This window comes from Actinopolymorpha pittospori, assembly GCF_014873875.1.
Taxonomy (GTDB): Bacteria; Actinomycetota; Actinomycetes; order Propionibacteriales; family Actinopolymorphaceae; genus Actinopolymorpha; species Actinopolymorpha pittospori.
In genome coordinates this window covers 2,485,313-2,504,080 of sequence record NZ_JADBEM010000001.1, presented here as the reverse complement: position 1 = coordinate 2,504,080, position 18,768 = coordinate 2,485,313, and the positions used below count along the sequence as shown (strand labels likewise).

The window sequence follows — 18,768 nt, the reverse complement described above, 5'->3', positions numbered from 1 at the left end:
TCAGATTCAAGTTCCATCCTGACCTTCTGTCAGCATCCACCGACGTCATGAACTCCGCTTACGGGTCAGCCTGGCCCAGAACCCCCGGTGTCTCGACTGCCCGAGGTGCTCGCCTGCTTCGCTACGGTGTGCCTCACACAGGCGCATGTGGCCGCCAGCATGGGCAACGTCAAGCACGACAGGACGGGCGCCACAGACATCACACTTTTGGCGCGGATCGGGTGACGTAGCTGCGCTTCGACCGTCGTCGGACGTGAGAAAGGGAAGCGCAATCTGGAGATCCAACGCCCTGCGGGCACCGGCATCGAAGTCGATCCAGACACTCGGGATCCCCTTGTAGTACCCGACACGGGCGACGGAACCCGTGCCGAAAGCCTGGTGCCGAACCCTCGCGCCCACGATGAGCCACGTTGGGGCACCGCCCACGCCTCGCTCCTCATCCACGCGCACATGGTGACAGAACTAGCCGGGCTCGGACAGAATCCAAGCCCGCGGAGCCGGTCGAGCGAGGCAGGACCGGTCAGGCGCTGATGTCCTGACGGGTTCCTCGAGTTCCACCGTCCACCCGCGCGCCCGCCCTCTAGCTAGTCAAGTGGCCAGACTGCGCGGGCGCGATACCGGTAGCCGTCCTGGAGGAACCCGGGGGTTTCGAAGGTGAATCGCACCCGTTGGCCGGAGCGGAGCTCTTTGAATCCGGGCATCTGAATGTCTGAGAAGTGGACGAAGCAGCCACCGGGGACTTCGGGTGCTGTGATCGCGCCCCAGCCTTCATCGCTGTCGTACCACTCGACGACGCCCGTTACGGTCTGATCGCGCTTCCGGTGCTTTGCCATGGCCTCGACCTCACGTGTCGAGGTCGATCGCCGCTTCGACGGCTGCTGCCGTGGCGAAGAATCGCGTGAAGGGATACGGCGGCGGCTCTGGGTCGCGGGTCCAAGGTCAGGTGGACGAGGGCCCAGCCGTGCGGGGTGTCGAGCAGGACGTCGTCTCGCACGTAGGACCTGCCGATGATCGTGAAGGGAGCGCCATGCAGCGGGTGGCCGTGCGCGAGTTCGGCGAGCAGCTCGCGAGTGAGGTCATGGACCTGGCTGGCGATGGCCTGGTCCGGGTTGCATAGGTCCTGCCAGGGATCGACCAGGACAGGGATGTCCAGCTGCTGCACGGGGTCATACTTCCACGGACGGAAGATGCCCAGCGACCACTGGTTCCCGTCATCCTCGCAACCAGCCAGATTGAAGGCCGGCACGGAGCGGGTCAAGGGTCGAAGATCGCGTCAGCGACGCCGACACGCGCCCTTGACGCGTGGAGTGGAGGCCGGAGACTGGCATGCGAGGAGGACGGGGCGTGTCACTTCACAGTGATGACCAGCCAGCGGCGACGAGATGCGTCGCCTGTCCGCCCGGTGAGCCCGAGGACGGCGCCCCGGCGCCGCCCGCAGGGCGGCCGGGGGGCAGCGCCGCGTCAGCGCCGCCTTGACCTCAAGAGAGGTCGGTTCGGCAGTCACCCGATTAAAAGTCCTGTGCTCCGTCGACCGATGCGCGACGCTCGTCCGCCAGGTGATGTGCGACGCCGAGTACGCGGATCGCGGCACGTGCGTGCGCCTCTAAACGCGTCCATCTCGAAGCATCACGAGTGCGTCGTCAGCCCACTCCGATGCGGACTGTGGAGGCGGCAGCTCGACGCCGGCAAGGCCGCCAGCCGCCCCAAACTCTTGCTTGAGAGCCGCCATCAAGGTGGCCGCCTGATCCAGCAACTCAGGCTCGTCGAACCGATCGTCGAGCTCGAGGCCGCGCACCAGGTCACCCTCCTCGGTCACGGTGATGATGGCTCCGTAGTGGTCGACGGCTCGAAGGTAGATGGAGAACGCCTCCACCGCAGGGTCGTCTCGGCGCAACTCCGCCAGCGCGTCGACGTCGCCCGGCTCGGGCAGGCCGTCGATCAAGGTCCGCACGAGTGCCTCGAAGCGCGGCTCCCCGGGGTTCTCCGTGTCGACGTATCGGTCAATGAACCGCTCCAGCACGGATGCCCGCTCATCCTTCCGCACCCAAACGTAGACGTCGATACATGGCGGCACGGGTGAACGCTACCGTCGAGGCCATCCACGGGACAGGAGAGCGCGGACGACGGCATGAGCGTGCGCTACTCAGCGGGCGGTTGCGCTCCGGGCTTCAGGGCTATGTCAAAGAAGTCGAGCAAGGTGTCAGCGATCATCGCCGGGAGCTGTTCGATGGGCCGATGCATGCCCACCTGAGCCTCGATCTCCCAGGTGATGACACGTCGGAGTTGATCGAAGACTTCAGCACGGTCCTTGTCACTCACGAGGTTAAGTCTGCCGCGCTGCCCGTACGGACGTGTCGCCCTCGTCGCGGCATGTGCGGTCGGTTCTTGCTACTCGGACGTCCGTCCGCGTGCCTCCGATCCGCGGTGTCTGAGCCTCCGCCGCAGTTGTCCCCTGAACCGTCGCTGCGCCGTCTCAGTCGCAACAAACTGGGGATCGTTGGTGCTTTCGAAGTAGCCGTTCTCAGCTTCGTCGCGCCCCTGATCGGCATCAACGAGCAGGGCCAACTCGTCACGCAGGGGCGGTCCGGTCGGCAACCGATCGGCCCAGTCGGACTTCGGCGAGTTCGTGTCCACCCGTCCAGTCTGGCTCATCGGTGGGGTTACCGCTCGTCGCCGCGACCGCGCGGATCAGCGGCATGTGCGTGGCGCTACTCGCGGCTGGCTGCCACCCTTGATGCGTGTCTGAGCGTGAACGATTGATCGAGATCGTCCAGCGGCTGATGGATGGCGACTACTCCAGCGAAGAGGAAGTCGACAGTCTGGTCGCCGAGTTTCAGGGCGGCGTTCTCGACCCCGCAGCTACCGAGCTGATCTTCTGGTCGACGGACCACTTCGATCACGAGCCCACGGCGGCCGAGGTTGTCGACCGAGCCCTGAGTTACAGTCCGATCGAGCTCTGACAGCGGCAGAAGCGGGCTGTTCGATTCGCGTGGTGCCGTCGGGCGTGATGCAAGACTGGAACGTATGGCGCTGACTCCGCGCGAAACGACGTTCGTGGTGCCGTTCTACCTGAATCTGATGAGGTTGAACGCCACGTGGGTTGGGGACGAGGTGTGGAATGATCTGGTCCAGGTCGGCCGCACCGCCGAGCTTGATGACGTCGTTTGGCTGCTGAGGGCCGGCGCGTGGCGACCGGTCGTGATGGGCGCGTGGCGACCGGTCGTGATGGGCGCGTGGCTCAGTCTTCGCTTCGGCCCCGGCCAAGTCGGAACCGACGTCCTCGCCGCCCTGAGCGCTTCAGAGGGCTCACTTACAGCACCGCCGCTCGCCGCGGCAGCAGTCACGCTCACCGAGCTATCGGCGGCTCCAGCACTTCGAGACTCCCGAGCGCGGGCGGACGGAGCCTCTTGCGTCGTCCTGGATGCCGCCCTTGAGAGCCTGGGCGAAGAACCGATACACGAAGTCACGCCCGAGGACCTCGAGGCATTCGCCCAGTTGCTTGCGTTCGCCAGGCGACTCCGAGATGCACTGATCGCGGCCTGAGCCGCGGCGAAACGTCAGCAGCTGGCACAGCTCCGTCAAGCACCTACTGCGTCAAGACAAGGGACGACTCGTCTGGGCGGGCGAGACGCGACGATCGTACGCCGGGTGATGTGCGACAGAGCGAGAGCGCGGATCGCGGCATGTGCGGACGTCTGGGTGGGCGGCTGAGACACTTCGGCCATGAGGTCGGTGCAGGTGTTCCCGGTCATGGACCTGCCTCGGCTGCTGTCCCTGCTCGATAGCGTGGCCGAACGTGCAGGGTCGGAATGGTTCGGGGTTGCCAATCGCCGGCTTGAGGTCGGTGTGAACCGCTACGAGTCTGCGCAAGACCTGATCCAGGCGTTGGAGGACCAGGGCTCGTTCTCCGCGTCCGAGGTGGAAGCCCTGCGGCAGGAGGGCCAGGAACTCGCGGGGGTGTGGGTCGAGGTTCGCGTGTCCGGTCGCGGGGACTACCAGGCTGAGATGCGTGATCTTGTTGAGCGTCTCCTGGCCGAGGGCGGATGCGCGTTCGACGACTACTCCGACGACGCGTGGTCACTCGAACAGATCCGCCACGGCCGTCCAACCTCGACTCGCCCGGATCGGCCGCGAGGTCAGCGGCGACGCGATGGAGTGTACCAAACGGTACGGCCAGACCTTCCGGGCCTGATGGTCCCGTACATCGGCACGAGCACCGGATCGCGGCAGATGAGGGCGTTGGATCTACGCCGCACCCGCAGCGATGCGGCAGTAGGGGCTTACGGGTACGCCGCCGGGTCGGCTGAATCTACGTCCGCGCCGAGAGTTGCTGCTCCCAGAATGGCTCTGCCTGCGACTCGACAAACCCCAGCACGCCAGCAGCGAGCGCTTCGTAGTCCTCATGGGGCCGCAGCTTCGCCGCGCCCGCCTCGTAGTTTCGCGGCCCGAAGACGAACCAATGATCGCCCTGGGGAAAGTCCGCACTTCCAAGTCGCGGCCGAGGCGCGGGGATGTCTTGGGCCGTCACCTTGTGAGGAGCCTTGTGCTTGCCCCAGGAGGTAGTGAGGCCGTCAGGCCCACACTCAGCGACCTCGACGGCGAACCTTCCGCCAGCTGAGAAGAACTGGAAGCTGATCAAGCAGACTTGGGCGTCGGAACGGCGACGCAGGTGCGGTAGAGATCCGGTGAATCCCTTTGGACGTAGGTGCTGTGTGATCGCATCCTTCAAGGCGCCATCCATCGCCTCACGCGGCGTCATTGCCGTCTCCCTCCGGCGCTGTCGACGTCAAGATCCTCGTCACGGTCGCCTGCAACCCTACTGGGCCAGAACGCCCCATCATCGGCAGATCCGTGCGTTGCCGTCCGTCATGTGGCGGGCAGGCTTCTAGTAGGACTTTGTCATGTCGATCATGGTGGGGCGAGTGCTTCGATGTGGTCGATGGTGACTTCTTGTCGGCAGGTGGGGCATGCGCCGGCGATGAGGGCGAGCACGATTTGTAGCTCGTGTACGACTGCGTACAAGCTCAGGCCGGCGCATCCTGTTTTGGGTCGAGTCTGACCATGGTGCAGAAAGCTTGGGCGATCGCGACGAGTGTGACGTGGCGGTTCCAGCCGGTCCAGGAGCGTCCTTCGAAGTGGTCGAGTCCGAGCCCGGTTTTCAGTTCGCGGTAGTCATGTTCGATCCGCCACCGGATCTTTGCCAGGTCGACGAGCTGATCGATCGGTGTGTCGGCAGGCAGGTTAGAAAGCCAGTAGTCGGTAGGCTCGTTCGCCTCATCGGGCCATTCGACCAGCAGCAGCTTCGCCGGCAAGGTCCCATCGTCTGCGCGAGGGATGTCGCGGTTGGCCGGACGTACCACGAACACCGCGAACTTCGAGGTCATGGCAGCACTCGGATTACCTTTCGTTTTTCTGGTCCCCTGCCGCCACGCCACCTCCTGGTAGGCATCGCGGCCGGCCGCCATGGCGATCTCGCGCAGACTCGATGCCGGCTTCGGGTAGTGGGGCTTGGGACGTCTGCCACGACCACCGTTACGTGGCGGTCTCACCGGCTCCGCTTCGCCGGGGTGGGCGCTGGTGCCGGCTTTGAGTGCGACCACATAGTCCAGGCCACGTTCTTCCACGCCGAGCCGGAACCTGGTGCAATCCCCATATCCGGCATCGGCAACGACGGGAAGCCTCGGCGACCCCCATTCGGTCTGCTCATCAAGCATGTCCAGCGCGAGCCGCCACTTCTCGACATGCCTCACGTCGTCAGGGACTTTGGATTCGGCTCGCTTCCGGCGGACCTTCTCGGCCTGCTCGGGATCATCACAGGCCTTGTCGTCCCAGCTTTCCGGGCAGAACAACCGCCAGTCGACCGCCGCCGAGCAGGTGTCGTTGACCGCGTGAACACTCACCCCGATCTGGCAGTTGGCGGTCTTGCCCAACGTCCCGGAATACTGCCAGGCCACACACGCCGAGGCAGGCCCGTCCTTGGGGAATCCGGTGTCGTCGATCACGTATGCCCGCGGCCCAATCGCCTGCGCAGCCCACGAGCTCAACCTGCGCCGCACCGCGGTGAAATCCCATGTCGAGGAGGTGACGAACTGCTGCAACCGCTGATGATCCACACCCAGCCGCTCCGCCATCGGCTGCATCGACTTACGCCGACCATCAGTCAACAGGCCACGCAGATACAACTCACCCGTGGCACGCTGATCCGAACGCGCAAGACAACCCAGCATGTCGGCTGCGAACTCGCCAAGCCTCGGCCGCAACTCCGCTATCTGATCAGGAGTCATGCACCGACCATGTCAGAACATCAACCACAGAACACGAAACGACACACCTAACAAAGTACTACTAGCCCTGTCGCAGATCACCCGGCGGACATGTGTCGCGCATCAGCTGTCGGATCACACCCGATTACAAGCAGGCTTACGATCTGCCAGCCGGGTCCATGATCGTCCATCCTGAGCGGGAGTCCAGGGCGTGAGCGGCCCGTACGAGCGATAGCTGTCCATGATCGTCCAGGCCTCGTGTTAGCAAGGGCGTTAGCAGGAGCGACGCATTACGAGTGGGTTTACGTCCGCAGGTCGTCCCTCGATTCCCGTGTCCCTGACCGTGGATTGCTCCTTGTAGTCATGGGTTGTTGAGGGCTGCCAAGGGTCGTTCGGGGGCACCTCGGGGGCATCGAGCAGACGGAGGGCAGAGGATGGCGTCATGGACGCCCGCTACGTCGTTGATCTTCTCTACGGCAGCGTGTCAGACCTCGGAACGGTCGCCGGCGAGCTTGAGCGAACCCTGGGGGTCACGTTCGAGTTGCACGACAGCGACTGGCGTGGTGGCGACTACCTGCGCACAGCCGGCTGGTGGACACCGGACTCGGAGACGTTCCTTGTGCAGCGCAACCAGGATTTGGACGAGCCGGCCGAAGCGGAGCACGCCGAGTATCCGACACTCCTGTATGTCGAGTCCACGGTGCGCGGGAGCGAGCTTGAGGCCGTCCTGAAGTCGACCAGCCTCGTCTTGCTCCGGCGAACCCAGCGAGACGCACCGCGTGCGTAGCAGCACCAGCTCGGAAGGCTGGCGCGGGGGCCTGCTCGCGGCTGCTGTCTCGCCTGGCGACTACTCCTGACAGACCGCTCATGACCCTCGTGGGCCGTGCCTAGTTGCACGCTAGATGCACGGCGACCAATCCCGGCGGTAGCCGGTGCTCCTTGTCGGCCGGGCGGTTACTGCCGTACGCTTCCTTGCCGCGGCTGATGCTGGCCGCTGGACTCAACTTCATATCGTCGAACAGGGACTGAGGCGGGCACGTGTAGGAGGCATGCGTGCTTCGCAGTCTTGATGGCCTGTGGCGACACTCCGACTTTCTCAAGTTCTGGTCGGCCCAGAGCCTGTCGTTGCTCGGCATCCAGTTCGGACGGATCGCACTCCCACTCGCCATCCTGGCCCTACACGCCAGTGCGGCTCAGGTCGGAGTCTTGGCGGCGATCGGTGGGGCACCCTGGCTCATCTTCGGGTTGTTCGCCGGCATCGTCATCGACCGACTGCCACGACGACCGATTCTCATCCTCGCCCACACCGGTCGAGGCATTCTCGTCAGCTCGGTGCCGGTGTGCGCCACGCTCGGCCGCCGAAGCTCTAGCCCGAGGAGGCAGCCAAGGGTGAGTCGCAGTGTCGACCCTTCGGCGTTGCCGCGGAAGTGGTAGCACACTCGAGTCCGCAGGTTCTGGCTGCTCGTTCGGGTGGTCATGTGGCGAGGGGCAATGCCAACGTAGAGGAGTCGGCCGGCCCCGACCATCGTGCTGGGAACTTCGTCAAAGTGCCAACCGTACAAACCGGGAACCCTAAAGGTTGTCCCGTAATCGGCGTGTCGGGCCATGTGGCCGGTCTTCAGCCTCGATCATGTCGTGGTGCAGGTGATCAGTGCCGCCTCGGATGGCTGGATCCGACCGTTTACGGGGTTGTCGGTGCGGGAGTTCCGCAAGCTGGTGGGCATCGTGCGGGCTCGTGGCGCCGAGCAGACCGGTGCGGGCCGCCGGTGGGGTCTGGGACTTGAGGACCGGGTGTTGCTGGTCGCGGTCTACTACCGCACGAACCTGACGTTGCGGCAGGTGGCGTTGCTGTTCGGGATCTCCAAGTCCGCGACGGGTCGGGTCGTCGACCATCTCGCCCCCTATCTGGTGCTCTGCCCGGTGCGGCGCCGCCGGGGGCCGGAGCAGGTGCTGATCGTGGACGGCACCCTGGTTCCCACCCATGACCGCAGCATCGCGGCGTCGTCGAAGAACTACCGGTACTCCACCAACCTGCAGGTCGTCATCGACGCCGACTCCCGCCTGACGGTCGCGGTCGGCAAACCGGTGCCGGGCAACCGCAACGACTGCCGCGCCTTCGCCGACTCTGGCGCCGATGCCGCCTGCGCGCAGATGGCGGTGATGGGCGATGGCGGCTACCAAGGCACCCGGGTCATCACACCGTTCCGCAAACCAGCCGGCGCCACGTTGCCGGAATGGAAAGAACAGATCAACACCCGCCACCGCCGCATCCGCGCCCGAGCCGAACACGCACTGGCCGGCATGAAGAACTGGAACATCCTGCGCAACTGCCGACGCAAACGCCAAGGCGTCTACTACGCCACCTCAGGCATCGCCCTCATGCGCAACCTCACCCTCACCACCGACTGAACCACCAACCCAGACAGGCTCAACGCCCCCAAAGATCAATTACGGGACAACCTTTAGGGACTGGACACGGACGCGCCAAGACCTCGGTGGCTGTCCGCAGCCTGGTCGGATGCTCAAGCGCATCGATGTAGTCCACCTGACCTCCTAGCTAAGAGGAACACCGTCGATTGCGACGTGAACATTGTTATAGCTGTTGCGCTCCACGCGGATCACGGCCGGGACCATCGCGCGGGGCGGACGACGTGCCCGTCGAACATCGCCGCGACGTCCCGCAGCAACTTCGCCAGGAGCCGGTTGAGAACAGCGCGTCGGGTCATGGACGTGTGAAGGACTCGATGGCTGCGTCGTGGTGGTCGTACCACCACGACAGGAGGGCCGATGCGGCGAGGAAGAACTGGTCGCAGGAGGTGTCACCGTGGTCGTAGTGCCAGTCCAAGGGCCAGAGCCCGCAGAGGTAGTCCCACCACCAGCGGTGCACGGCGTCGACCAATTGTGCTTCGGTAACGGGCCTGGTCGCACGGTAACCGGCGATGAACGCCGACACCCGGTCCAGATCGACGTTACCTCGCTCGCGGTTCATGAACAGGAAGACCGCCGCGCGTACGACTTCACCGAGTAGTGAGCCGAAACAGAGCCGGTCCCAGTCCAGAACGGCGCTGATGCGCCCGTGCTCCCACAGCAAGTTGAACTGCTGGAAGTCGCCATGCATCCAGCCGTACGGGCCCAGCCAGGTACTGCCGAGGGGCCGTAGATGCGCTTGCGCGGTGATGTGCTCGTGCCGAGTCCGGAGCATCCGGCGGGCCTGCTCGTCGAACTCATCAGGTACCGGTCGGGCCTCAATCAGGCTCGCGTAATGGTCGATGGCCTCGAGCGCCGCGCGTGGATCCGTCGCGGGTTCGCGGTGATGGGACACCGCGGTGTCCGGCTCAGGCGGCAGTACGGCGGCCAGGTGGTGGTGCAACTCACCGAGCAGGTGGCCGGCCGCAGTGCACTCAGCCGGCGCGAGGTCGACACCCTCGCGGAGTACCCCCGGCATCCATGGGGTGAGCGTGAAGCTGCCGCACGCATGGTCGAGCAAGGTGTCACCGTCGGGAAGGGCCAGCGGGATCGGTGCCGGAAACCCCCGTGCCGCCAGGGCATCGAGGACGGCGTGCTGACGCCTGGCCTGCTCGGGGCTGTGGTCGAGGGTCTGCTTGACCGCGAACGTGCCTGCCGATGTCGTCGCCTGCCAACTGCGGTTCATGAAGCCAGTGGTCAGTGGCTCCAGCCTCAAGGGGCTGCCTAATCCGAACGCGTTCGTGGCGTCCGCGACCAACCGCTCGTCCGGTAGCCCCGGACTCCTCAGATGCCTCATGCGCTCGCGTTGCGTCATGCCGCCCAACTATGCAGCATTTCGGTATAGCCCGGAGGGTCCCCGGGTTCGAAGTCCGGCCACCCACACCAGGCCGAACCTACCTGCGGTAGGCACTAGTAGTGGCATCACGTTCACCGTGACCGGCCTGGAGCTGTCAGCGCGGGATGGCCTGCCGACAGCGCTAAGTCCGGATCTCCGTACAGTCGGAGGCAATGGACCGCGAGCAGAGGGTTTTGGCCGATGAGCGAGGATTTCTACTGCGACGAGGCGTTGAGTGGTCGGACGCCGATCGAGGTAGTAGCCGAGACTGATGAAATCTTGGCGTTCCAGCACACCAGGCCGTACTGGCCGGTTCACATCGTGGTAGTCCCGAAGCAGCACGTTCCTTCCCTGGTCGACCTCGGCGACGCTGACCAGGAAGTCCTCCACAAGTTGCTGGCAGTGGTTCGTCAGGTCGCAGGCCGAGTGGAATCGGAACACGGCGCGTGCCGCGTCTTGACCAATCTTGGTCAGTACCAGGACTCCAAACATCTCCACTTCCATATCGGGGCCGGGAGCCCGCTCCGATAGCGCTCTCACGAAGTGACGCCTTAGAACGCGAGGAGTGGAGCGGATGCTGGCGTGTGAGTAGGACGCCTCCCCCGGCCAACCGTGAGAGTGTCGGTCCGCGATGCGAAGGTGGTGGCATGAAGGAGATGCTGTGGTCACAGCTGCGGGCAGCCCGCGACTCACTGGTGTGGAAGCTGGACGGCCTGGGTGAGTACGACCTGCGCAGGCCGATGACGCCGACTGGAACCAACTTGCTCGGGTTGGTCAAACACCTGGGCTCGCAGGAGTACGGCAAATTTGGCGAGGTGTTCGGGCGGCCGGCTCCGGAGCAGCTCGCCTGCGTCGCCGATGGATCCATCTGGCACTACGGCGACATGTGGGCGACGCCGGAGGAGGGCGCCGAGTACATCATGGGCTTCTATCGCCGTGCGTGCGCGCACGCGGACGAGACGATCGGTGCGCTGGATCTGGACGCCATCGGATCGGTGCCGTGGTCGCAAGGCGAGGAGACGACGCTGGGCGCGATGCTGTTGAACATGCTGGGTGAGACCCAACGCCACGCCGGGCACATCGACATTGTGCGTGAGCTGATCGACGGCTTCGCCGGCGGCGGGCCTGACGCGTCGGGTTTCCACGAGGGTGCGGACGAAAAGTGGCGGCGGGAGTACGTCGATCGCCTGGAAGCGGCGGCCCGTGCGGCCGCCGCGCGCTAGCTCGAATCCCGCCGATCGCCTCCGTAGCATCCTTCAGCCCGACACACGGGTTAGACATCCCAGGGATCAAACAGTCAAGGGTGCGTCGGCGGTGTTGTTGCGGTACGCAACCATTGCGGAGTCAGGCCCAGGCTGAGTAACCTCTTGGTGGCGTCGATCCACCGCCAAACCTCCGTCGGTTCTCCCCAGCAGGGCCGCTTGTTGGAGGCAAAGGGGACCACATCCTCGGGATCGCTGTCCCGGTCACTGCCGGGCGCCGTCGCTGGGGGGCGTAGCGCCGGGCGTGGAGGGCCGGATGACGGCGAACCGCAATCGCAAGCGACTCGTTCGACAACGCATGCAGCGCACTGGCGAGTCGTACACGGCTGCTCTCCGGCACTTCCGATCCCAGAGGAGAGTTATGTCGACGCAGCAGACGAACGTGAACGTCACCGCGATCGTGCGCAAGATGCTCAGCGACCAGCCGGTCCTGTGCGTTCGGAGTAACCGGACGGACGAGATGGTTGGCGAAGCGATTGGAGAATCGTTCCAAGCTCTGGAGCATCAGGGGCTGGCGGCGGCGGGGCCGCCCTACACGATCTTCGGTGAAGACTTGAGCCCAGGACACCAGGAGCCCAAGGCAGATGGATGGGAGGCTGGACTGCCCGTCGATCAAGCGGGCGCCCCTGAAGGCCGTGTCATTCCCGCCGTTCTTCCCGGAGGCGAGGTGGCATCAGCCTATTTCGCGGGCAACTGGGCGGACGTCGAGAAAGTCGAGGCTGTGATCGCGAATCTACGAGCGCAGATCGAAGTGGCTGGCCTCGAACTGGCCGGCCCATTGCGCTGGATCTGGCTCTCAGACCCAACCGTCACGCCTGACCCCGACAACCACTACACCGAGTTGCATTGGCCGGTCAGAGGCTGACCTGGCCCACCCATCCCCGCTTCCAACGAGTCCCCGACGCCACGGCGACGTCGGGACTCACCGTGGTCAGGCAGCATCGGCTGTGGGAGTCGCGCGGTGGGCCCAGGAAGTGTGTTCGTTGTAGTTGCTGTGGTGGCGGAGGAGGAGGCCGTGGAGGATGCCGACGAGTCGGTTGCCGAGTGCTCGCAGGGCTTGGTGGTGGAGGTCGCCGGCAGCTCGTCGCTGATCGTAGAAGGCTCGACAGCCAGGGCTTGCGGTGAGGGAGCAGTACGCCCACTGTTACATGACGTCGTAGAGGCGGCGGTTGTCGACGTTGCGGGCGAGGACAGCTTGTTTTCTTCTCGATGCGACGGTCACTGGTGATGTGCCGGCGTAGTTCTTGCGAGACTTGGCGGTGGTCTAGCGATCGGGGTCGTCACCCGCCACTGTCTGGGTCGCCAGAATCCTGAGTGCTGCGACTTCGGCTTCCTCGCTATTCTCGGGGAAGTCGGGGAGTCCCAGCTCGCGAACGACCGCGGGCAGAACATCCCCGATCTCCTCGTCGGCCCGGCGACGTGGTGCGCCGGCGAGTATCTCCAGCTCGCTGCCGTCGACCCCAGCGACCAGGGCATCACAGGCGGCCCGCGGCCCGAATGACGTCGGTCGCACTCCCCTAACCGATAGCCCACAACACTGCGGCGTCGTTGAGCCTCGAGATGGCCTCCTGCCGCGTCACCAGCTCATGGCGCCACCCACGTCAGTTGACCACCTCGATACCATCAACGGGCGCGGCAGTCGGAGGAGTGTGTTTGCGCAGGTCAACGGGCTACTAACGATCAGGAACGGGTGGCTCTGGTCGGCCTGGTTGCCGTACTTCCCTGCTGTACGCCATGACTCCCTCGCTGGCGGTCGTCGTTCAGGGCTATGCGGCTGTGACCACGACGAGCGTGACCGTGGTGCCGAAGCCCATGGCGGCGAGCAGGAACCACCGCGCGCCCCTGCTCTCGCGTGTCAGGAGCTCGACTGCGGCCAGGAGGAGCAGCACGGCGCCGGTCATCGCTGTGGTGGCTACTGTCATCGACGGGAGGGCTGCCCGCAGACAGGCCTTCTTCTGGTCGCTGATCTGTGCGTCGGAGCGTGGCTCGCCCTGGTGGTAGGCGCCCTCGTTCAGGTTGAACATCTCGTCCAGGACGGTGCGCGGGCAGCCTTGATCTCCCGCGGCTGTCACGAACGTGTTTGCTCGGTCGAGGAAGAAGGCTCCCATCGTGACCGCCAGAGCGAGCAGCAGAGCGGCCGCGGCAATGGTGCGCATACGACTTCTGAGCGGCGCATGCTCGGTCGTGCTCACGCCGAGATCATGACAGGTCGGTGGGCCGTTGCGCGGCGGAATCGGGCGCACGGAGGAACGGAGGGTCGGAGGGTTTGGCCGGTGGCCTGGGTTGGTCCGGGAGAGTGGCGGCCCGTAGCCTTGCCCGGCGCGGTGGGCAGCTTGGCTGCCTGCCCTTGACCGCCCACCGTGGGCCGCCGCTCGTAGGGTCCCGGACCAAGCGAGGTGGCTAAAGCCTCCGACCCGGCACAGCCACACGCAGCACCTGGTCCCGCGGAGCGGGAGTTGATGATGGTCGCCAGTCTTCTGGCGGCCCTCTTTTCGTGCCCCGTCGCGCCGGCCGACCGGGCGCCTGTCAACGACGGGTGAATCTGGACCCCCTGGCGAGGGAGTGCCCGAATCTTTGTGGGTGAGGCCGGTGATCGCCTTCTAGTTTGCGGTGATCCGCTCGCCGTAGTAGAGGGCAAGCGCGTTCAACGCCTTCTTCCATCCGGTGGTCTTGCCGGTGACGTTAGCCCGGTTGGGTCGGGGGTTGCGAATCACCAGGTAGAGCACCTTGAGCGCGGCTTGCTCGGTGGGGAAGTGCCCACGCCGGCGGGTGGCGTGGCGGAACCTGGCGTTGAGCGACTCAACCGCGTTCGTGGTGTAGACGATGCGACGGATCTCCGGCGGGAATGCCAAGAACGGCGTGAACTGCTCCCACGCCGATCGCCACAGCTTGCTCAGCCAGGCAGGTCATCCAATGTTTGGCGCCCTCACCGCCGGTGCCGACCCACATCCCGAGCACGTCCCGCTCGCCGGCGAGGTTCACCCCGACCGCGACCTAGACGGGCCGGTTGGCGACCTGCCCGTCCCGGATCTTGACGTGGATAGCGTCGATCAGCACCACCGGATAGAGCCTGTCCAGCGGCCGTGATGCCCACGCCGTCAGCTCCTCTGCCACCTTGTCAGTCACCTTGCTTACCAGGTCCCGGGAGACCTCCACGTCGTAGATCTCGGCCAGGTGCGCCTGGATCTCCCCGGTCGTCAGGCCCTTGGCATACAGGCTGACGATCGCCTCGTCGAACCCCTCCAGGCGTCGGGCGTGTTTGGGCACGATCTTCGGCTCGAACGTGCCGTGCCGGTCCCGTGGCACGTTGAGGCGCACGTCTCCGACCTCGGTGCGCACCGTCTTGGCCGACGTCCCGTTGCGCTGGTTGCTCGAACCACCCGGCGGCGTCTCACCCCGTTCATAGCCCAGGTGGTCGGCCATCTCCGTCTCTAACGCGGTCTGCAGCACCGTACGGGTGACCTGCTGCAACAGGCCGCCCTGCCCGACCAGCGACACGCCCTCGGCGCGAGCCCGCTCAATAAGCTCATGCGCGATCTGCACATCCAGCCCGCGACCCGTCGACCCCTCAAGCTCGGCCGCATCGACGGCCAGCTTCTCCGCTTCAGACACTGATGATCCTCTCCTGCCAGGACGGACGCCCCAGCATTCCGGATCACCGGCTCACCCACGAAATTCCTGACAGTCCCCTCGTCGGTGCATCCGGGCTAAATGAGTGTCCATCTGGCCCATGTCCTGCAACACTGCCCGGATCGCGCAACCGGAAGGCACGCATGCTTGACCAGGTGAGAGTGCCGCTGCGGTTCCGACCCTTCGCTGTTGTGCTGTCGGGCGAGGGGCTGTCCATGATCGGCGACGGCGCCTTCGGCGTAGCCCTGGCCTGGTTGGTGCTTCAGGAAACCGGTTCGGTGGTTGCACTCGCGTCAGTCATGTTGGCGCAAGCGATCCCGCGCGGCCTGCTGATGCTGTTCGGCGGAGCCATCACAGACCGACTCTCACCCCGAACAGTCATGCTCTGGACTCACGTAGTTCGGGGGGTGGCCGTGGCCACAGTAGGCATCCTCACATGGGTCGGCAGCGTCCAGATGTGGCAGCTCTACTCGCTCGCTGTGGTGGCTGGAGTAGCGGCAGCCTTCTTCGGCCCGGCCTCCGAAAGCGTCCTCCCCTTCCTCCTGCCTGCTGAGCACCTTCCGCGCGGGAACGCGCTCCAGGGCGCCGCCGAACAGGGCGCAATGATCGCGGGTCCGATGCTTGGTGGCCTGCTGACTGCCTGGCTTGGCCCTGCCGTCGCGATCGAACTCAACGCGCTCACCTTCTTCGTCGCAGCCGTGACAGTGCGCGCCGCGCCGCGCGGGGAGGCAACCCACCAAGAGGCGCTGTCCGTCTCAGTCGTACTCAAGGACATAGGCGAGGGTCTGCGCGTCGCCCGCCGAAGCCACGAAGTACGGATCGTCCTGCTGATTGTCAGTGCCTCCACACTGAGCTACAGCGGCCTGTTTGCCGTGGGCCTGCCCACACTTGCTCGATCGTTCTCGACCAACGCCATAGCGCTAGGAACGCTGATCTCGGCATGGGGCGTCGGCCAGCTTCTCGGCACCATCTCAGCCGCGATCACCGGCCTACCGCGACGGTGGGGCCTACTCATCATCGGCATGACCGTCGTCGAGGCAACAGCCTTCGCCCTGCTGGGCATCTCACCGAACGCCCTCACCGCCTCCACCATCCTGGTGGTCGTTGGCTTCGGCGTCGCATACTCCAGCGACGTTGCGCTGCCGACGTTTATCCAGACCCGCACTCCCCGTCAGTTCCTGGGACGCACAAGCAGCCTCATCGGTCTGCCGCGCGTCGCACTCGAGCCGGTCTCCATCGCGCTGCTCGGGGTCATGCTTGCCCACTCAGTCAGCTGGGGATTCGCAGTCGCCGCCATTCCGATGCTCCTGGTTGGCCTCCGGCTATGTCTCGATCCACAAGCCCGGAACCTGCGCACCGACCCGCCTGACACCGAATCGGAATGGTACCTGCCGCAGCGACCGTAAGCCGTACGACTGGGAGTTGGCTTGTGTGGCGTCTCATGTGGTGAGTACCGTGCTCTGCGAGATTCCCGTTTCGCCTTGCCGTCACTGCACACAAACCGGCGGCCTTCCAGCGTGGAAGGAGTGTGTGCAGTGTCGACTAATCGTGATCTGAAGACGTCCTCGCCTCTGCTTCGAAGTACCGCGTCGCTGGCCGCTGAGCAGCTTGAGATCGGCGACGTGGCACGCCAGCTGAGTCTGTCCGAGCGCGCCGTCGCCTGGCTGCAAGACATCAACCGAGCCGTGGAGCTTCGCGGACCAATCCTGCCCGACGATGTGGAGGCAGAGCAGCTGCTGACGCAGCTTGACGTTGAGCCCGGCGACCGTGCCGACACTCTGGCCGCGCGGCCCGACCCCCACCATCATCCCGCCCTGTGGTGGGTACTCGACCGCATCTACCGCCACACCGTTGATTCGATGGGGGCCGTCGTGCCGATCGAGGGCCACGCCGGCTGGCCTGCCCTACCTGCGCGCACCGGCGCGGTGGGTCGGCATCTAGCCGTCTGGGCGTACCTCGCAGTCCTCCCCGAAGTCCGCCGGTACCACAGTGTCCGCGGAATCCCTGACGAGGCCTCCTGGGCCAGTCTCGTCCTTGGCGACGCGATGGGCGCCCACCGAGCGGTAACCGGCCAGAGCGGCCTCGGCCTGTTCGATGGTCTGTGGGGCGCGCCTCTGCAACTCCGGGGCGCTCTGTACCGCCGCTTGGGCAGGCTGGACTACAACCGCGGCGCCATCTCCTTCTCGGACGGGCCGTGCGGATACACGATCGGCGTCCACATCCCAGGAGGAGCCCCCCTGGACTCCGCCGCCTGTGAGGAGTCCTTCAACGCCGCCCGCGAGTTCTTTCCCCGGCACTTTCCCGAGGAGCCGATAGCCCTCTTCCATTGCTCCTCGTGGCTGCTGGATCCACAACTTGCCGACTATCTCCCAGCAAGCTCCAACATCGTGCAGTTCCAGCGCCACTTCCAGATACTCCCCCTCGCCCCAGGCGACGAAGAGGCCGCCCGATGCGAACGCGTAAAGGAATACTTCTTCGGCGGCTCCGGCAACACACCCGACCTCGACGAGCTACCGCAAGACACCACACTCCAACGGGCCTATGTGGCGCACCGGCGATCGGGACGCTACTGGCACACACGAACCGGTTGGCGCCCCTTCTAGGCCTCATCCGGCGACGACTGCGAGAAGGGTGTCAGCCATCCACGGCCCGGCCCAGAAGGCCTGCTCTCCTGGCCCAGGCAGACCAGTGGCATCGACGTCCGACGGTGCAGGTCGTCGGGTCACGCTCGGGTCAGTCCGCCAACCATGAAGCTCGCAATCTCCTCGACGTACCGGCCCGGTTCGTCGACGTTGGGGAAATGGGCACTTCCCTCAAAGACACGCAGTCTCGCTTGTGGTAGCCGGCTGGCCAGATCACGGCATGCGTCGACACCGGCGTTTCGATCCCATAGGCCGATGATGATCAGGGTCGGTACGTCCAGAGCCGAGAGCTGGTCTACCAGCGGAATCTCCCGCGGCGGGAGCTTCGCCAGCGCTGCTGCCATCTCGCCGGTGTTGACGATCCCGCTCTCCTCCCACAGGTGCCGGACACGCGCCGGGCTGGTGGAAGAGGAACCGATCAACCGTCTCGCGATCAACCACGTCCCAGACTGCATCTGGCCCACCTTGTTGGTAGGCGGCCCGGACTGCATTGCGGACCTGATCATCTGCGGCCACCGCGTCGAATCCCGCTGACTGCGGAGACTGGGCAAGCGGTCCCGACAGGCCGGTGCCGTGCAGGATCAGCCTCTCGACACCCTCGGGACGGGCAACGGTGTACTCGGCCGCGAGATCTCCGCCGAAGGAGATCCCAAGCAGACAGATCCTCGGCACGTCCAGGTGTACGCGCAACTGCTCGAGGTCCTCGACCAGCAGCGGCATCGAGTAGGCCCCGTCAACCGGCCGATCGGTGCGGCCAGAGCCACGTTGCTCGTAGTAGACGACGTGGACGAAGGCTTCGATGGCCGGTCCTGTCAGGCGTTCGAAGTCATAGATCGTTCCTCCAGGGCCGCCATGGACCACAACAAGAGGGACGGACCCGCGCCGGTGCCCATCCCCCGCCCTGCGCACCCAGTGCCGGACCCCGTTGATCAAGACGTGCGCCTCACCAGTCATGGCTCAGAGTCTCGCGCAGCCGAACCGAAAGGAGCCGGACCACTCCTGGCGGCGGTGGCTCAGACTGGACGCGCAACGGCGGCGGAACCCTAAGGGGCGGCAGGCCTTGGCCGGTGGCCTGAATCGGATGGGATCATGCGCGCTCGGCCTGCAGAGCGAGCTGGTCGACGTCCCCAACTTCGCCTTCTCCGCCTTCTTGCCGCTCGACAACTTCG

At 65.4% G+C, this 18,768-nt stretch carries 20 protein-coding genes and 3 pseudogenes; 9 read left to right on the top strand and 14 right to left on the bottom strand.

Annotated features, from left to right (window positions below; genetic code table 11):
- Positions 1-584: 584 nt before the first annotated feature.
- The 4 genes from HEB94_RS11875 to HEB94_RS11860 form a co-directional block, all read right to left on the bottom strand.
- Positions 585-833 carry a cold shock domain-containing protein gene (locus tag HEB94_RS11875; protein WP_192749947.1) on the bottom strand — a complete coding sequence of 83 codons (249 nt, stop codon included), beginning with the start codon at positions 831-833 and terminating at the stop codon, positions 585-587.
- Positions 800-1,162 carry a hypothetical protein gene (locus HEB94_RS49190; RefSeq protein ID WP_202897940.1) on the bottom strand — a complete coding sequence of 121 codons (363 nt, stop codon included), beginning with the start codon at positions 1,160-1,162 and terminating at the stop codon, positions 800-802. Before HEB94_RS49190 ends, HEB94_RS11875 begins: the two co-directional genes overlap by 34 nt.
- Before the next feature lie 441 nt (positions 1,163-1,603).
- On the bottom strand, positions 1,604-2,020 hold the full coding sequence (locus HEB94_RS11865; RefSeq protein ID WP_192749946.1) for a hypothetical protein: 417 nt from the start codon (positions 2,018-2,020) through the stop codon (positions 1,604-1,606).
- A gap of 119 nt (positions 2,021-2,139) precedes the next feature.
- Positions 2,140-2,319 carry a hypothetical protein gene (locus HEB94_RS11860; RefSeq protein ID WP_192749945.1) on the bottom strand — a complete coding sequence of 60 codons (180 nt, stop codon included), beginning with the start codon at positions 2,317-2,319 and terminating at the stop codon, positions 2,140-2,142.
- A 419-nt stretch (positions 2,320-2,738) separates the two neighbouring features.
- On the opposite strand from HEB94_RS11860, the gene HEB94_RS11855 reads away from it, so the two are divergent.
- Both HEB94_RS11855 and HEB94_RS11850 read left to right on the top strand, forming a co-directional pair.
- Positions 2,739-2,960 (top strand): bacteriocin immunity protein, encoded by a 222-nt coding sequence (locus HEB94_RS11855; RefSeq protein WP_192749944.1) that lies wholly within the window; start codon positions 2,739-2,741, stop codon positions 2,958-2,960.
- Between the two features lie 64 nt (positions 2,961-3,024).
- Positions 3,025-3,543, top strand: coding sequence for a hypothetical protein (locus HEB94_RS11850; RefSeq protein ID WP_192749943.1), 519 nt, complete (start codon positions 3,025-3,027; stop codon positions 3,541-3,543).
- A gap of 766 nt (positions 3,544-4,309) precedes the next feature.
- Here the strand turns inward: HEB94_RS11850 and HEB94_RS11845 are convergent.
- Together HEB94_RS11845 and HEB94_RS11840 are read right to left on the bottom strand one after the other, a co-directional pair.
- Entirely contained in the window at positions 4,310-4,759 is a 450-nt protein-coding gene (locus HEB94_RS11845; protein WP_192749942.1) for a DUF4304 domain-containing protein, read from the bottom strand.
- A 265-nt stretch (positions 4,760-5,024) separates the two neighbouring features.
- Complete coding sequence (locus tag HEB94_RS11840; protein ID WP_192748296.1) at positions 5,025-6,284, bottom strand: IS701 family transposase; 1,260 nt, start codon at positions 6,282-6,284, stop codon at positions 5,025-5,027.
- Positions 6,285-6,705: 421 nt separating this feature from the next.
- On the opposite strand from HEB94_RS11840, the gene HEB94_RS11835 reads away from it, so the two are divergent.
- Positions 6,706-7,050, top strand: coding sequence for a hypothetical protein (locus tag HEB94_RS11835; protein WP_192749941.1), 345 nt, complete (start codon positions 6,706-6,708; stop codon positions 7,048-7,050).
- A 406-nt stretch (positions 7,051-7,456) separates the two neighbouring features.
- Here the strand turns inward: HEB94_RS11835 and HEB94_RS54520 are convergent, their stop codons facing one another.
- Entirely contained in the window at positions 7,457-7,741 is a 285-nt protein-coding gene (locus HEB94_RS54520; RefSeq protein ID WP_420481527.1) for a GIY-YIG nuclease family protein, read from the bottom strand.
- A gap of 157 nt (positions 7,742-7,898) precedes the next feature.
- Between HEB94_RS54520 and HEB94_RS11825 the strand changes: the two genes are divergently transcribed.
- Entirely contained in the window at positions 7,899-8,672 is a 774-nt protein-coding gene (locus HEB94_RS11825; RefSeq protein ID WP_192749939.1) for a transposase, read from the top strand.
- Between the two features lie 313 nt (positions 8,673-8,985).
- Here the strand turns inward: HEB94_RS11825 and HEB94_RS11820 are convergent, their stop codons facing one another.
- Positions 8,986-10,026, bottom strand: coding sequence for a phosphotransferase (locus tag HEB94_RS11820; protein ID WP_273377810.1), 1,041 nt, complete (start codon positions 10,024-10,026; stop codon positions 8,986-8,988).
- A gap of 240 nt (positions 10,027-10,266) precedes the next feature.
- Between HEB94_RS11820 and HEB94_RS11815 the strand changes: the two genes are divergently transcribed.
- The 3 genes from HEB94_RS11815 to HEB94_RS11805 all read left to right on the top strand — a co-directional run bounded on the left by HEB94_RS11815 (position 10,267) and on the right by HEB94_RS11805 (position 12,192).
- Positions 10,267-10,596, top strand: a complete 330-nt coding sequence (locus tag HEB94_RS11815) for an HIT domain-containing protein (RefSeq protein WP_192749937.1) — start codon at positions 10,267-10,269, stop codon at positions 10,594-10,596.
- 116 nt (positions 10,597-10,712) lie between these two features.
- A complete protein-coding gene (locus HEB94_RS11810) occupies positions 10,713-11,288 on the top strand; it encodes a DinB family protein (RefSeq protein WP_192749936.1) in 576 nt (191 codons plus the stop codon).
- Between the two features lie 400 nt (positions 11,289-11,688).
- A complete protein-coding gene (locus tag HEB94_RS11805) occupies positions 11,689-12,192 on the top strand; it encodes a GyrI-like domain-containing protein (protein ID WP_192749935.1) in 504 nt (167 codons plus the stop codon).
- Positions 12,193-12,258: 66 nt separating this feature from the next.
- Here the strand turns inward: HEB94_RS11805 and HEB94_RS11800 are convergent.
- From HEB94_RS11800 to HEB94_RS49180, 4 genes and pseudogenes are all read right to left on the bottom strand, one after another.
- Positions 12,259-12,612, bottom strand: a pseudogene (locus HEB94_RS11800) (IS110 family transposase); the annotation flags it as partial.
- Complete coding sequence (locus HEB94_RS11795) at positions 12,592-12,840, bottom strand: hypothetical protein (protein WP_192757193.1); 249 nt, start codon at positions 12,838-12,840, stop codon at positions 12,592-12,594. The pseudogene HEB94_RS11800 and the gene HEB94_RS11795, both read right to left, overlap by 21 nt.
- 253 nt (positions 12,841-13,093) lie before the next feature.
- Entirely contained in the window at positions 13,094-13,519 is a 426-nt protein-coding gene (locus HEB94_RS11790) for a hypothetical protein (RefSeq protein WP_192749934.1), read from the bottom strand.
- A gap of 408 nt (positions 13,520-13,927) precedes the next feature.
- A pseudogene (locus HEB94_RS49180) lies at positions 13,928-14,921 on the bottom strand (IS256 family transposase).
- A gap of 179 nt (positions 14,922-15,100) precedes the next feature.
- Between HEB94_RS49180 and HEB94_RS11780 the strand changes: the two are divergent.
- Together HEB94_RS11780 and HEB94_RS11775 are read left to right on the top strand one after the other, a co-directional pair.
- Complete coding sequence (locus tag HEB94_RS11780; protein WP_192749933.1) at positions 15,101-16,363, top strand: MFS transporter; 1,263 nt, start codon at positions 15,101-15,103, stop codon at positions 16,361-16,363.
- 129 nt (positions 16,364-16,492) lie between these two features.
- The gene (locus HEB94_RS11775; protein ID WP_192749932.1) at positions 16,493-17,560 is read left to right on the top strand and encodes an acyltransferase domain-containing protein; all 1,068 of its coding nucleotides are present in this window, start codon (positions 16,493-16,495) and stop codon (positions 17,558-17,560) included.
- A gap of 119 nt (positions 17,561-17,679) precedes the next feature.
- On the opposite strand, the gene HEB94_RS50485 is transcribed toward HEB94_RS11775, so the two are convergent.
- Positions 17,680-18,054 carry an alpha/beta fold hydrolase gene (locus HEB94_RS50485; RefSeq protein WP_238361495.1) on the bottom strand — a complete coding sequence of 125 codons (375 nt, stop codon included), beginning with the start codon at positions 18,052-18,054 and terminating at the stop codon, positions 17,680-17,682.
- A 91-nt stretch (positions 18,055-18,145) separates the two neighbouring features.
- Positions 18,146-18,553, bottom strand: a pseudogene (locus tag HEB94_RS54515) (alpha/beta fold hydrolase); the annotation flags it as partial.
- Positions 18,554-18,768 lie beyond the last annotated feature (215 nt).

What these genes read in the sequence shown, in the direction of transcription:
- HEB94_RS11835 (WP_192749941.1), top strand. Translation starts at nt 6,706, where the DNA reads ATGGACGCCCGCTACGTCGTTGATCTTCTCTACGGCAGCGTGTCAGAC.
- HEB94_RS11780 (WP_192749933.1), top strand. Translation starts at nt 15,101, where the DNA reads ATGCTTGACCAGGTGAGAGTGCCGCTGCGGTTCCGACCCTTCGCTGTT.
- HEB94_RS11845 (WP_192749942.1), bottom strand. Translation starts at nt 4,759, where the DNA reads ATGACGCCGCGTGAGGCGATGGATGGCGCCTTGAAGGATGCGATCACA.
- HEB94_RS54520 (WP_420481527.1), bottom strand. Translation starts at nt 7,741, where the DNA reads ATGACCACCCGAACGAGCAGCCAGAACCTGCGGACTCGAGTGTGCTAC.
- HEB94_RS11805 (WP_192749935.1), top strand. Translation starts at nt 11,689, where the DNA reads ATGTCGACGCAGCAGACGAACGTGAACGTCACCGCGATCGTGCGCAAG.
- HEB94_RS11810 (WP_192749936.1), top strand. Translation starts at nt 10,713, where the DNA reads ATGAAGGAGATGCTGTGGTCACAGCTGCGGGCAGCCCGCGACTCACTG.
- HEB94_RS50485 (WP_238361495.1), bottom strand. Translation starts at nt 18,054, where the DNA reads ATGCAGTCTGGGACGTGGTTGATCGCGAGACGGTTGATCGGTTCCTCT.
- HEB94_RS11820 (WP_273377810.1), bottom strand. Translation starts at nt 10,026, where the DNA reads ATGAGGCATCTGAGGAGTCCGGGGCTACCGGACGAGCGGTTGGTCGCG.
- HEB94_RS11815 (WP_192749937.1), top strand. Translation starts at nt 10,267, where the DNA reads ATGAGCGAGGATTTCTACTGCGACGAGGCGTTGAGTGGTCGGACGCCG.
- HEB94_RS11875 (WP_192749947.1), bottom strand. Translation starts at nt 833, where the DNA reads ATGGCAAAGCACCGGAAGCGCGATCAGACCGTAACGGGCGTCGTCGAG.
- HEB94_RS11840 (WP_192748296.1), bottom strand. Translation starts at nt 6,284, where the DNA reads ATGACTCCTGATCAGATAGCGGAGTTGCGGCCGAGGCTTGGCGAGTTC.
- HEB94_RS11850 (WP_192749943.1), top strand. Translation starts at nt 3,025, where the DNA reads ATGGCGCTGACTCCGCGCGAAACGACGTTCGTGGTGCCGTTCTACCTG.